General features: G+C 60.4%; 8 protein-coding genes. 5 read left to right on the forward strand and 3 right to left on the reverse strand.

The features are described from left to right. Nucleotides 1-16 precede the first annotated feature (16 nt). The 3 genes from GKG34_RS10215 to GKG34_RS15900 all read right to left on the reverse strand — a co-directional run bounded on the left by GKG34_RS10215 (nt 17) and on the right by GKG34_RS15900 (nt 3,639). Entirely contained in the window at nt 17-1,912 is a 1,896-nt protein-coding gene (locus GKG34_RS10215) for a nucleoside-diphosphate sugar epimerase/dehydratase (RefSeq protein WP_097782240.1), read from the reverse strand. 159 nt (nt 1,913-2,071) lie between these two features. Next, nucleotides 2,072-2,917, reverse strand: coding sequence for a polysaccharide biosynthesis C-terminal domain-containing protein (locus GKG34_RS15895; RefSeq protein WP_243139241.1), 846 nt, complete (start codon nt 2,915-2,917; stop codon nt 2,072-2,074). Further along, nucleotides 2,854-3,639: an oligosaccharide flippase family protein gene (locus GKG34_RS15900; protein ID WP_243139242.1), complete on the reverse strand. Its 786-nt coding sequence runs from the start codon at nt 3,637-3,639 to the stop codon at nt 2,854-2,856. Before GKG34_RS15900 ends, GKG34_RS15895 begins: the two co-directional genes overlap by 64 nt. A 197-nt stretch (nt 3,640-3,836) precedes the next feature. Between GKG34_RS15900 and GKG34_RS10225 the strand changes: the two genes are divergently transcribed. From GKG34_RS10225 to GKG34_RS10245, 5 genes are all read left to right on the forward strand, one after another. Continuing rightward, a complete protein-coding gene (locus GKG34_RS10225) occupies nt 3,837-4,670 on the forward strand; it encodes an Mrp/NBP35 family ATP-binding protein (protein WP_044953699.1) in 834 nt (277 codons plus the stop codon). 427 nt (nt 4,671-5,097) lie between these two features. Continuing rightward, entirely contained in the window at nt 5,098-6,450 is a 1,353-nt protein-coding gene (gene gdhA / locus GKG34_RS10230) for an NADP-specific glutamate dehydrogenase (RefSeq protein WP_154256131.1), read from the forward strand. Between the two features lie 113 nt (nt 6,451-6,563). Further along, nucleotides 6,564-8,144 carry a hydroxylamine reductase gene (gene hcp, locus GKG34_RS10235; protein WP_173015245.1) on the forward strand — a complete coding sequence of 527 codons (1,581 nt, stop codon included), beginning with the start codon at nt 6,564-6,566 and terminating at the stop codon, nt 8,142-8,144. Nucleotides 8,145-8,395: 251 nt separating this feature from the next. Further along, nucleotides 8,396-12,931, forward strand: a complete 4,536-nt coding sequence (gene gltB / locus GKG34_RS10240; RefSeq protein ID WP_243139243.1) for a glutamate synthase large subunit — start codon at nt 8,396-8,398, stop codon at nt 12,929-12,931. 13 nt (nt 12,932-12,944) lie between these two features. Continuing rightward, entirely contained in the window at nt 12,945-14,423 is a 1,479-nt protein-coding gene (locus GKG34_RS10245; RefSeq protein ID WP_005941486.1) for a glutamate synthase subunit beta, read from the forward strand. The last annotated feature ends 38 nt before the right edge of the window (nt 14,424-14,461 follow it).

Consider the following 14,461-nt stretch of genomic DNA (forward strand, 5'->3'; position numbering starts at 1 on the left):
AGCAGACTGGGGGAGTTTACAGCTTCAGATTCTGGCGGGTGGGGGTGAAGGTCGGGATCATCTTTGCCAGCTGCTGCACCACACCCTCGTCGTTGTGCTCTGCCGCAGCGGCAAGCTCCTGCAGCTGCCCGTAGAACTCGGCCAGATCGATGCTGCGCGGCGAAGCCACAAAAATTTTATTGTGCTGGGTGCGGCGCATCTTATCCTGCTCCTCGTCCATCATCAGCTCTTCGTAGAGCTTCTCGCCCGGGCGCAGACCCACGATCTTGATCTCCATATTCACGCCCGGCTCATAGCCGTAAAAGCGGATGAGCTGCTTGGCAAGATCCATGATCTTGACCGGCTCGCCCATGTCCAGCACATAGATATTGCCGCTTTCGGCCAGCGCACCAGCCTGCAGCACCAGCTGGGCCGCTTCCGGAATGGTCATAAAGTAGCGCTCAATGTTGGGATCCGTCAGGGTGACAGGCCCGCCTTTTTTGATCTGAGCCTCAAACAGCGGAATGACGCTGCCGTGGCTGCCCAGCACATTGCCAAAACGCACAGCCACACACTTCATATCCGTGTTGCCCGCAAAGGTCTGGATGAGCATTTCGCAGATGCGCTTGGTACAGCCCATCACACTGGTGGGGTTCACAGCCTTATCAGTGGAAAGCTGCACGAACCGCTCCACGTCGTGTTCGCTGGCGCTCACCAGCAGATTTTTGGTGCCCAGAACATTGTTCTTGACCGCTTCTGCAGGGCTGACCTCCATCAGCGGCACATGCTTGTGTGCTGCCGCATGGAACACCACAGTGGGATGATAGGTTTCAAAAACCTCATCCAGACGCTTTTTATCGCGGATGGAGCCAATGAGCACCGTTACCGGGATATCCCGGCCGTACTTCTGCTGCAGCTCCATCAAAAGCTCATAGGCGCAGTTCTCGTAGATATCAAAAATAAGCAGCTTGCCGGGCTTGAAGCGCATCACCTGACGGCACAGTTCGCTGCCGATGGAGCCGCCGCCGCCCGTGACCAGAACGGTCTTGCCGGTGAGGTAGCCGGAGATCTGATCGGTATCCAGCGTCACTTCCTCACGGGAAAGGAAATCCGCCGGGTTCAACTCGCGGAAGGCTCCCTGCTGCGGTGTACCGCTGCCCACCAGCTGCGGGTCACTGAGCAGCTGCACCGCACAATGGGTGCTGACGCACAGATCGATGACATGGTTCAGCTTGCTGCCCTTCAGGGTAGGAATGGCGATGATGATGCTGTGGATGCCGTAGCGCTTGCACAGGTCCGGGATATCCTCCAGCGTGCCCTTCACCGGCACCCCGTGGATGGTCTGGTTGAGTTTTGTGGGATCATCGTCCACCGCCACCACCGCGTGACCATATTCCTTATTGGATTTGCACACGTTGATGGCCCATGCACCGGCTTCGCCTGCACCTACGATCATCACCGGGCGGTTGGGGTCCTTGCTGGCAGCGCCGCGCAGCTTTTCGCCCAGCGGGTGGTTCAGGAACAGCCGCCATGCCAGACGGCTGCCGCCCACCAGCAGGAAGATGAGCACCGCCGCCATACAGTTGGCGGAGTTGAACAGCACGCCGTGGATGCACAGACGGTTGACACAGTAGACGACAACGGTAGGCACAGCCACCGTTCCCGCCAGACGCATCAGGTCGCGTTCACCGGCATACTTCCACAGTACGGAGTACAGCCCGCTGAACAGAAAGCTGGCAATGTACACCGCCACGATCCATGGCAGATTTTCGTACAGAAGCTCACGGTTATGCGGCCACCAAGCAGCTTCCACTGCTCCGTCTGCACGCAGCAGCAGCGCAAAATAAAAGCTGAATGCAACAATGGCTGCATCCAGCAGCACAAGCAGCGCCCGGCGCGCAAGCACCTGCGGTGTGTTCTTTTTATCTTTCACAAAAAAGTCCTCTTTTACATACGGCACAAAAGCCGCAGTTTTGGCCGGAAAAGCTTCCGGTTTCACAGAGTATCCGGTACACCGGACAGCCCTATCTTTATATTATACTCAGAACACTGCAGAATGTCCAGAAAATTTGAATCCGCTGCCAAACTCCCTCTATTTTTTCGGTCTGCCGGGCCGGTGCGCAGCCCAGAGCGCGGCTGCTTCCTCTCCAAGGCCCAGCGGCCATGCCGCCAGCAGGAACACTCCTGTGGTAGCGCAGCCGCCTATGCCCAACGCGGCCAGCTGCAAAGGCAGCCGAGCCGCAAACCCATCCGCAAGCAGCTTCCGCAGCGCCATGCCAGCCGCCGCGGCCAGCACAGCTGCCAGTGCCGGTGCACCCAGCCAGCGGCGGAATGCATGCTGCGTGCCGCTGGAAAACAGCAGATGCCCGGTGTTGGCCGCACAGGTGTACAGGCTGGAAAGCAGGATCACTGCCAAAAAGCCCTTCATGCCAAAGCGCGGCAGCAGCGCCACCACCCCGCCAATGCGCAGGATGGAATCCCACACGCTGTAGCGGAAGGCCGCCTTCTGCTCCCCTACCCCTTTCATGGCACCGTCCACCATGCTTTCCAGATACATCAGCGGCATGGCAGGAGCCAGCGTTTCCAGATAAAACCCGGCATCCGCACTTTGGTACAAAAGCTGTGCCAGCGGCCGTCCCCACACCCAGAACAGCACCCCTGCCAGCGCGGAAAAATAGCCGGTAAGCCGCAGCATCCGGTCCAAAAGTGCGTTGAGCCGTTCGGTTTGGCCCAGAATATGAGCCTGCGTGATCTCCGGCATCAGCAGCACCGAAAGACTGCCCAGCAGGCCAAATGGGAACGTAAGCAGCGGCAGAGCCATGCCTTTCAGTTCTCCGTACTGCTCCAGCGCGGCGGTGCGCCCGCCCGCGTTGATCAGATAGACCGCAAGGCAGGCGGGCACCAGCATATTCTCCGCCGTGTGCAGGGCGCTTGCCAACACCCGCCCTCCACCGGCCACAGGATCTCCCACAGACGGCGGGCAGGGTCTGCCGGGCGGACGGCTTTTTGCCCCGCAAAGGCACTGCGGGCATCCCGCCGGTAAAAGGCCAGCATGCACAGCGCCGACACCGCTTCGCTGACGGCGGTAGCTCCCAGCACCAGCATACAGCGCACGCCCACCGCAAGGCCCTCGGTGCGGGTAAGCGCCAGTGCCACCAGCGCGATGCGCACCGTCTGCTCCGTAAGCTGGCTGAACACATTGGGAGCTACATGCCGTCGGGCGATGAAAAAACCGCGCAGCACCGCCGAGACCGCCATCCATGGCATTCCCAGCGCTGAAACGCGCAAAGCACCGACGGCGCGGACATCGCCAAGCCACAACCGGGCCGCAAGATCCGCTGTCGCCAGCTGCAGCAAAGCGGCAAACAGCCCCAGCACAAGTCCCGCCGCCAGCAAACGGCGCAGCATGCCGCGGGCCGCACCGCGGGCAGAGTCCGGACCGCTGAGTTCTTCGGCCATGAGCCGGGTAGCTGCCACCGAGACGCCCGCCGTTGCCAGCGTGACGAACAGTGAATACACCGCCAGCACCAGCTGGTAAAGGCCCATCCCCTCGCCGCCCAGCTCGTTTGCCAGCCAGATGCGCAGGCCCATGCCGGCCAGCCGCAGCACCACGTCTGAACCGGTGAGCAGCGCCGCATTTTTCAAATAGCTCTGCCGCATGGCGCACCTCCTGCCGGAATGTTCCGGTTCCAGCATATGAAGCGGCGGAACAGGATATGCAAAAGCAGAGCGGCGCGGCGGGTTGTTTCCTGAGCGCTTTTATGGTATAGTAAAGGGGCGGCTTTTATATGGCCGTATTCTGTTTAAGGAGGAAGCACACGGCCAATGCCTCTGAGCCAGCCGTGCGCAAAAAGAGAATGAGCGAAGAATGTACTCATGACTGCTCCAGCTGTGGAGCAGCATGTTCTTCCCGCGATGCAGCACCCAAGCACGATGCCCCCAACCCCAACAGCAGCGTCAAAAAAGTCATTGGCGTTGTGTCCGGCAAGGGCGGCGTTGGCAAGAGCATGACCAGCGCCCTGCTGGCCTGCGCCATGGCACGCCGCGGCTACCACTGCGGCATTCTGGATGCCGACATCACCGGCCCGTCCATTCCCAAGCTGTTCGGCATCCATGGCCGTGCCATGGCCGACGACAAGGGCTGCTGGCCCATCCAGAGCCGCATGGGCATCGATGTCATGAGCATCAACCTGCTGGTGGAAAATGAGGAAGACCCCGTTGTGTGGCGCGGCCCGGTGATCGCCGGTGCCGTCAAACAGTTCTGGACCGATGTGGTTTGGAAGGACGTGGACTTTCTGTTCGTGGACATGCCTCCGGGAACCGGTGATGTGCCCCTGACCGTGTTCCAGAGCCTGCCGGTGGACGGCATTGTTGTGGTGGCAAGCCCGCAGGAGCTGGTGAGCATGATCGTGGCCAAGGCCGTGAACATGGCTGAGATGATGAAGGTGCCCATGCTGGGCATCGTGGAGAACATGAGCTACATCGTCTGCCCCGACTGCGGCAAGCACATCAATGTGTTCGGTGAGAGCCATGTGGATGAGGTGGCTGCAAAGCACGGCCTGCCCGTGCTGGCCAAGTGCCCCATCGATCCCCAGCTGGCTGCGCTTTCCGATGCCGGTATGATCGAGACCTACGGCGGCGAGTATCTGGAAGGTGCCGCAGATGCCTGCGAAAAGCTGCTGAAGAAGTAAAAATCGTTTCTCTGCCCTGTGCCGTTTGCGTGGTGCAGGGCTTTTTGTTTGCAGAAAATATGGCTTTCTGCGCCTGCAGAATGCAGCAAAATGGAGAAAAGACGTTCTTTTCCGTATTTCTTTTGTTCTGCCAACGCTTTAAAAAACAAGGTTCTGTGCCGTTTTTTTCTTTTATTTTTCGTTTTGTGAAGCGGTCTCAACTTTTCATCTGTTTTTTTGAAGCATTTTCTGCTTTCTCGCTATTGTCAAACCCACAGAAATGCTTTATAATAATAAAGCGGTCTGCAGCCATAAGCAGGCCGGTGTGTAAGAACGGAAATCCGGGATCGTCCCAAAGCGTTTTAGCAGCGCGTCCGCTGTGCGGCGGGCCGGGTGGTCTCGTCTTTTTCAAATTTTATAGAGTAATTGGGAAAAGGAGTATTCTACTATGCTGACAAATGAATACCTGAAGCGCGTTTACGAAGGTCTGGAAAAGCGCAATGCCAACGAGCCTGAGTTCCTGCAGGCTGTGCGCGAGGTTCTGGAGAGCATCCAGCCCGTTGTGGAGAAGCACCCTGAGTACGAGAAGGCCGCTCTGATCGAGCGTCTGGTCGAGCCTGAGCGCATCATCACCTTCCGTGTGCCCTGGGTCGATGACCAGGGCAAGGTTCAGGTGAACCGCGGCTACCGTGTGCAGTTCAACAGCGCCATCGGCCCCTACAAGGGCGGCCTGCGCTTCCATCCCTCTGTCAATCAGGGCATCCTGAAGTTCCTCGGCTTTGAGCAGACCTTCAAAAACAGCCTGACCACCCTGCCCATGGGCGGCGGCAAGGGCGGCTCTGACTTCGACCCCCACGGCAAGAGCGACATGGAAGTGATGCGCTTCTGCCAGAGCTTCATGACCGAGCTGTACCGCCACATCGGCCAGTTCGTGGACTGCCCCGCCGGTGATATCGGTGTCGGCGGCCGTGAGGTCGGCTATATGTTCGGCCAGTACAAGCGCCTGACCAACAGCTTCCAGGGCGGTATGCTCACCGGCAAGGGCCTGACCTTCGGCGGTTCTCTGGCCCGTACCGAGGCTACCGGCTACGGCCTGTGCTACTTCACCGCTGAAGCTCTGAAGTGCATGCGCAACGACAGCTTTGAGGGCAAGACCGTGGTCATCTCCGGTTCCGGCAATGTTGCGATCTACGCCTGCGAGAAGGCCACCCAGCTGGGTGCCAAGGTCGTGACCATGTCCGACTCCAACGGCTACGTCTACGACCCCAACGGCATCGATCTGGCCTACGTCAAGGATCTGAAGGAAGTCCGCCGCGGCCGCATCAAGGAGTACGCCGAGACCCACGAGGGTGTAACCTATGTTGCAGATTGCACCAAGGTCTGGACTGTCCCCTGCGACATTGCCCTGCCCTGCGCAACCCAGAACGAGATCAACAAGGAGTCCGCTGAGGCTCTGGTGAAGGGCGGCTGCACCGTGGTCTGCGAGGGTGCCAACATGCCCAGCACCCCGGAGGCCATCGAGGTCTACCTGTCCAACGGCATCCTGTACGGACCTGCAAAGGCTTCCAACGCAGGCGGCGTGGCCACCTCCGGTCTGGAGATGAGCCAGAACTCTGAGCGTCTGAGCTGGACCTTTGAAGAGGTCGATGCCAAGCTGAAGGGCATTATGGAGGGCATCTTCCATGCTTCCTACGATGCATCTGTGGCTGCCGGTTCCGAGGGCAACCTGATGGTCGGTGCAAACTGCGCCGGCTTCCTGAAGGTCGCCACCGCCATGATGGCACAGGGCATCACCTACTAAGTCATACCGCGTCGTCTAAGAGCCGCGCCCGCAGGGGTGTGGCTCTTTTTTGGTATAACCCCGCCCCGCTCTGCCCACACTGGCAGTATCTTATGGCAGAAAGGGAGTTTTGTATGGACGAGCAGATGTTTTGTTTTCAGTGTGAGCAGGCGGCGGGCTGCACCGCCTGCACCGGCGCAGCGGGGGTGTGCGGCAAGTCGGCCGAGACAGCCGCCGCACAGGACCGGCTCACCGGGGCGCTCATCGCGTTTGCCGGGCAGCTCATCGCGGCGGGGCGCGGCCCGACCCCGGAACAGGCCCGGCTGCTGATGCAGGGGCTGTTCACCACCATTACCAACGTGAACTTTGACCCCGCCGACGTGGACGCGCTGACCCGCCGGGTGCACGACGCCAGCCCCGGCACCGGCTCGGACTACGACATGCAGGCCCTCTGGCGGGAACCGGACGCCGACCGGCGCAGCCTGAAATGCTTTGTGCTGTTCAGCCTGCGGGGCATGGCCGCCTACAACTACCACGCCCGGGTGCTGGGCCGCATCGACCCGGAGCTGGACCGGTTCTTCTGTACCGCCCTGCAGGCCGTGGGCGACCCCGGCCAGACCACCGACGCCCTGTGGCAGCTGGTGCAGGCCACAGGAGAAGCCAGCTACCGCTGCATGGAGCTGCTGGACGCGGCCAACACCGGCGCGTTTGGCGATCCGGAACCGGTGCAGGTGCCCCTGACCATTGAAAAGGGGCCGTTCATCGTGATTTCCGGCCACGACCTCTACGACGCACAGCAGCTGCTGGAACAGACCGCAGGCCGGGGCGTCAACGTCTACACCCACTCGGAGATGCTGCCCGCCCACGGCTACCCGGAGCTGAAGCGCCGCTACCCCCACCTCAAGGGCAACTTTGGCACCGCATGGCAGAACCAGCAGCGGGAGTTCGAGGACATCCCCGCGCCCATCCTGTTCACCACCAACTGCATCATGCCCCTGCGCGCCAGCTACGCCGACCGGGTGTTCACCACCTCGGTGGTGGCTTACCCCGGCGTGCCCCACATCGACGAAGGGCGCGACTTTTCCCCGGTGATCGAAAAGGCGCTGGAGCTGGGCGGCTACGCGCAGGACACCCTGCTGCCCGGCCTGAACGGCGGCTCCACGGTGACCACCGGTTTTGCCCGCACCGCCGTGCTGCAGCACGCGGACGAGATCGTGCAGGCGGTGCGGGACGGTAAGCTGCGGCACTTCTTTCTGGTGGGCGGCTGCGACGGTACCCGGCCCAGCCGCCGCTACTACACCGAGTTTGCCCGCCTTACCCCGCCCGACACCATCCTGCTGACCCTGGCCTGCGGCAAGTTCCGCCTGAACGACCTGCCCCTTGGCACCGTGCCGGGCACCGGCCTGCCCCGCATCCTAGACGTGGGCCAGTGCAACGACGCCTACAGCGCCATCCGCATCGCATTGGCGCTGGCCGACGCCTTTGGCTGCGGCGTCAACGACCTGCCCCTCTCGCTGGTGTTGTGCTGGTTTGAGCAGAAGGCCGTGTGCATCCTCATCGCGCTGCTGGCGCTGGGCATCCGGAACATCCGGCTGGGGCCTACCCTGCCCCCGTTCCTCTCGCCGGGGGTGGTGCGCACCCTGCAGGAACGGTACGGCCTCAAGCCCATTGCCACCCCGGAAGCCGACCTGCGGGCCATTCTGGGCAGACATTGAGCCTGCACTGTTCTCACTATAGCTACAACTGACCGCCGTACGCGGCGTTTCGCACAAGAAGCAGTGGAAAGCTGTTGTTATATTTGGTGCAGCTGTCACTTGAAGATTCTTCACGGCTCGCTATAATAATAAGTACCGGAACAAAGGCGTTCCGCAAGGGTAAAGTCTGCCCTTGCGGGGCGCTTTTCTTTTTTGTCAGAATGCGGAGGGTGCCGCACCGGTGAGGATTTTAGATAAGGATGGGAAAGTCTATGGAAAACTTTACAGAGCAGAAAAACACCCTTGGTCTGTACGATCCACAGTTTGAGCACGATGCCTGCGGCATTGGCGCTGTGGTGGATATCAAGGGCCGCAAAAGCCACCAGACCGTGGACGATGCACTGGCCATTGTGGAACGGCTGGAGCACCGTGCCGGCAAGGATGCCGAGGGCAAGACCGGCGACGGTGTGGGCATTTTGCTGCAGATCAGCCACAAGTTCTTCTCCAAGGTGGCCGAAGAACTGAACATCAGCCTTGGCAACGAGCGCGAGTACGGTGTGGGCATGTTCTTCTTCCCCCAGAGCGAACACCTGCGTGCGCAGGCCATGAAGCTGTTCGAGGTGGTCACCCGCAAGGAAGGCCTCGAATTTCTGGCATGGCGCAAGGTTCCCGTGAACCCGGATGCCGTGGGCCAGAAAGCCCGCGACTGTATGCCTGCTATCTGGCAGTGCTTCATCAAAAAGCCCGCCAAGGTGAGCAAGGGCATCGATTTTGACCGCAAGCTGTACATTGTGCGCCGCGTGTTCGAGCAGGCCAGCAACGGCACCTATGTGCCCAGCCTGTCCAGCCGCACCATCGTTTACAAGGGCATGTTCCTCGTGCATGATCTGCGCCTGTTCTATACCGACCTGCAGGACCCCGATTACGAGTCTGCCATCGGCATGGTGCACAGCCGCTTCTCCACCAACACCAACCCCAGCTGGATGCGCGCACACCCCAACCGCTTCATCCTGCACAACGGCGAGATCAACACCATCAAGGGCAACACGGATGCCATGCTGGCCCGTGAAGAGAGCATCTCCAGCTCCATCATGCAGGACGACATGAACAAGATCCTGCCCATCATCAACACTTCCGGCTCCGACTCCGCCATGCTGGATAACGCGCTGGAATTCATGGTGATGAACGGCATGGATCTGCCGCTGGCCGTGATGATCACCATTCCCGAGCCGTGGGAGAACAACAAGAACATCAGCCAGAAAAAGCGCGATTTCTACCAGTATTATGCCACCATGCTGGAGCCTTGGGATGGCCCCGCTGCCATCCTCTTCTCGGACGGCGACGTGATGGGCGCTGTGCTGGACCGCAACGGTCTGCGCCCCAGCCGCTATTACATCACCAAGGACGGCCGCATGATCCTGTCCTCCGAGGTGGGTGTGCTGGAATGCGAGCCGGATAATATTTTGGTCAAGGATCGTCTGCGCCCCGGCAAAATGCTGCTGGTGGACACCGTGAAGGGCGAAGTGGTGGACGACGAAAAGCTCAAGGAGTTCTACGCCAGCCGTGAGCCTTACGGCGAGTGGATCGACCGCAACCTTGTGGAGCTGGCCAGACTGAAAATTCCCAACGTGAAGGTGGAAAGCTACACCGGCGATCAGCTCACCCGCCTGCAGAAGGTGTTCGGCTACAAGTATGAGGATGTGAACACCATGATCCTCTCCATGGCACGGGCAGGCGCAGAGCCTTCCGGCGCTATGGGCACCGACACCCCGCTTGCTGTGCTGAGCAACCAGCATCCGCCGCTGTTCAATTACTTCAAGCAGCGCTTTGCGCAGGTCACCAACCCGCCCATCGATGCCATCCGCGAAAAGGTGGTCACTTCCACCAGCGTGTATATTGGCGCACACGGCAACCTGCTGGAGGACAAGCCCGAGAACTGCAAGGTGCTCAAGGTGCACAACCCCATCCTGACCAGCACCGACCTGCTCAAGATCAAATACATGAACGTGCCCGGCTTCAAGGTAGCCACGGTGTCCATCAACTACTATAAGAATACCAGTCTGGAAAAGGCCATCGACCGTGTATTTCTGGAGGTCGACCGCGCCTACAAGGATGGTGCAAACATCATCATCCTTTCTGACCGCGATGTGGATGAATACCACGTGACCATTCCCAGCCTGCTGGCAGTTTCCGCGGTTTCGCAGTACCTGATCCGCACCAAGAAGAGCACCGCACTGGCCCTGATCCTGGAAAGTGCAGAGCCGCGCGAGGTGCACCACTTTGCCGCTCTGCTGGGCTACGGTGCCTGCGCCATCAATCCCTATCTGGCACATGAGACCATCGGCCAGCTCATCGACGAAGGCCTGCTGGACAAAGATTACTATGCAGCCGTGGAGGACTACGACAACGCCATCCTCAGCGGCATTGTGAAGATTGCCTCCAAGATGGGCATTTCCACCATCCAGAGCTACCAGAGCAGCCAGATCTTTGAGGCTGTGGGCATCTCCAAGGATGTCATCGACAAATACTTCACCGGCACGGTGAGCCGTGTGGGCGGCATTACCCTTTCGGACATTCAGGCCGATGTGGAAGCCCAGCACAACGCAGCCTTCGACCCGCTGGGTCTGGACATCAACATGGAGCTGGCCGACAGCGGCGCACACAAATTCCGCAGCGGCAAGGAAGAACACCTGTTCAACCCCCAGACCATCCACCTGTTCCAGAAAGCCTGCTGGACGAACGACTACTCGGCTTTCAAGCAGTTCACCAGCACCGTGGACAATATGGGTGCTGACGGCGTGCATCTGCGCAGCCTGCTGGACTTCAACTATGCTCCTGACGGCGGCATCCCGCTGGAAGAGGTGGAGCCGGTAAGCTCCATCGTCAAGCGGTTCAAGGGCGCAGCCATGAGCTACGGTGCCCTGAGCAGTGAAGCCCATGAGACCATTGCCATTGCCCTGAACCGTCTGGGCGGCCGCAGCAACACCGGCGAGGGCGGCGAACCCGAAGAGCGCTACCACAGCGAGAGCAATTCCAAGATCAAGCAGGTGGCTTCCGCACGCTTTGGTGTAACGAGCAAATACCTCGTTTCTGCGGAAGAGATCCAGATCAAGCTGGCACAGGGCGCAAAGCCCGGTGAGGGCGGCAATCTGCCCGGTGCCAAAGTATATCCGTGGATTGCAAAGACCCGCCACAGCACCACCGGTGTGGGCCTGATCTCTCCCCCGCCGCACCACGATATCTACTCCATCGAGGACCTTGCAGAGCTGATCTACGACCTGAAGAACGCCAACCGCAGCGCCAACATCAATGTCAAGCTGGTGAGCGAGGCCGGCGTTGGCACCATTGCGGCCGGTGTTGCCAAGGGCGGCGCACAGGTCATTCTGGTGTCCGGCTACGACGGCGGCACCGGTGCAGCACCGCGTACTTCCATCAAGCACGCTGGCCTGCCGTGGGAGCTGGGCATCGCCGAGACCCATCAGACCCTGATCCTGAACGGCCTGCGCACCCGCGTGCGCATCGAGAGCGACTCCAAGCTGCTCTCCGGCCGCGATGTTGCCATCAGCTGTATGCTGGGCGCAGAGGAGTTCGGCTTCGGCACTACCCTGCTGATGGCCGAGGGCTGCGTGATGATGCGTGTGTGCAATCTGGATACCTGCCCCATGGGCATCTGCACCCAGAACCCGGAGCTGCGCAAGAACTTCAAGGGCAAGCCGGAATACATCATCAACTACCTCACCTTTGTGGCCGAGGAGCTGCGCGAGTACATGGCAAAGCTGGGCGTGCGCACCATCGATGAACTGGTGGGCCGCACCGACCTGCTCAAGGTCAAGCCTGCCGCACCCGGCAGCCGCGCTTCCAAGATGGATCTCGACTGCATCCTGCACAACCCTGCCATCGAGAACAGCAATGTTCACTTCGTGAAGGAGGACACCTACGACTTCCATCTGGAAAACACCCTCGATATGAAGGTGCTGATGAAGAAGTTCAAGCTCAGCAGCAAGAATGCCCAGAGCGTGACGCTGGATGTCTCCAACACCGACCGCGCCTTTGGTGCCATCTTTGGCAGCGAGATCACCCGCAAATACGGCAACAGCCTGCCGGATGATGTTTACACCGCCCACTGTGTGGGTGCAGGCGGCCAGAGCTTTGGTGCCTTCATCCCGGGCGGCCTGACGCTGGACCTTGTGGGCGACTGCAACGACTACATGGGCAAAGGCCTGTCCGGCGGCAAGATCGTCGTGCGTCCGCCCAAGGGCATCACGTTCAAGCCCGAGGAGAACATTATCACCGGCAACGTGGCCCTGTACGGTGCTACCAGCGGCAAGGCGTTCATTTCCGGCGTGGCCGGTGAGCGCTTCGCCGTGCGCAACAGCGGTGCCACCGCCGTTGTGGAGGGCGTTGGCGACCACGGCTGCGAGTACATGACCGGCGGCACGGTGGTGGTTCTGGGCCAGACCGGCAAGAACTTTGCAGCCGGTATGACCGGCGGCATCGCCTACGTGCTGGACGAGAACTGGGACTTCTACCAGCGCGTGAACAAGGAGACCGTCAGCCTGGAGCCTGTGGAGCACAAGTACGATGTTGCCACCCTGAAAGAGCTGATCCGCGAACATGTGGAGGCCACCGGCTCTCCCCGCGGCAAAGAAATCCTTGACAACTTCAGCGAATTCCTGCCCAAGTTCAAGAAAGTTCTGCCCTACGATTATGACCGTATGCTGCGTGTGATCGCATCCGTTGAGGAGCGCGGTCTGGACGGCGAGCAGGCACAGATCGAAGCATTCTACACGGTGCAGAAGAAGAAGTAAGGAGGGCAGCGTTATGGGTAAGACAACTGGATTTATCGACTATACGCGCAAGACCAGCACGGATGTTCCGCCGCTGGAACGCATTGAAAACTTTAACGAATTTCACGTCTGGCTCTCACGCGAGGAGCAGCAGACGCAGGCAGCACGCTGCATGGACTGCGGTGTTCCCTTCTGTCAGGCCGGCATGATGATCGGCGGCATGGCCTCCGGCTGCCCGCTGAATAACCTCATCCCGGAGTGGAACGACCTTGTTTATCATGGCAAGTGGGAGCTGGCCATGCATCGGCTGATGGCCACCAACCGCTTTCCGGAGTTCACCAGCCGGGTGTGCCCTGCCCTGTGTGAAGCGGCCTGCACCTGCGGCGATGTGACCGGCAGCAGCGTGACCGTGCGCGAGAACGAGCACGCCATTATCGAAACGGCTTACGCCAAGGGCTGGCTGCACGCCGCACCGCCGCCCTCCCGCACCGGCAAGAGCGTAGCCGTGGTGGGCAGCGGCCCCTCCGGCCTTTCGGTGGCCGAATACCTGAACAAGCGCGGCCACGCCGTGACTGTGTTCGAGCGTGCCGACCGCGTGGGCGGCCTGCTGATGTACGGCATCCCCAACATGAAGCTGGACAAATCCGTCATCGAGCGCCGCATCAAGATCATGCAGGCTGAGGGCGTGGAGTTCCGCACCAACATGGATGTGGGCGGGGCTGTTGCCGCCGAAGAGCTGCTGAACGGCTACGATGCCGTGGTGCTGTGCTGCGGTGCCAAGAAGGCCCGCGACCTGAATGTGCCCGGCCGCGATGCAAACGGCGTGCACTTTGCCGTGGACTACCTGACCAGCGTGACCAGAAGTCTGCTGGACAGCCAGTTCGCGGACGGCAAGGCCATCGATGCCAAGGGCAAGAATGTTCTGGTGATCGGCGGCGGTGATACCGGCAACGACTGTCAGGGCACGGCCCTGCGGCAGGGCTGCACCGATCTGGTGGCACTGGAAATGATGCCGCAGCCGCCCAAGGAGCGTGCAGCCTCCAACCCGTGGCCGGAGTGGCCCCGTGTGCTGAAGGTGGACTACGGCCAGACCGAGTGCCTTGCAAAGTTTGGCAAGGACCCGCGCGTGTACCAGACCACCGTGAAGGAATTTTTGAAGGATGATGCAGGCAATCTGACCGGTGCTATCATCTCCTACCTGAAGCCGGAGCGAAATCCCGAGACCGGCCGTACCAGCATGGTGCCCACCGGTGAAGAATTTACCTACAACTGCCAGCTGGCGTTCATCGCCGCAGGCTTTACCGGCTGCGAAAATTACGTGGCCGATGCATTTGGTGTGGAGCTGACCGCCCGCGGCAACGTGGCAGACCACAGCTTCAAGACCAACGTGGAAAAGGTGTTCGTTTGCGGCGATATGCGCCGCGGCCAGAGCCTTGTGGTGTGGGGCCTGCGCGAAGGCCGCGACTGCGCCGCCGAGGTAGACCGCTACCTGATGGGCTACACCAACCTCTAACTAAGCCATTCTCTTTCCTATCCTAAACAAGCAGAAGC

Origin of the sequence: Faecalibacterium sp. BIOML-A4 (genome assembly GCF_009679665.1) — a bacterium.
Classification (GTDB): domain Bacteria; phylum Bacillota; class Clostridia; order Oscillospirales; family Ruminococcaceae; genus Faecalibacterium; species Faecalibacterium taiwanense.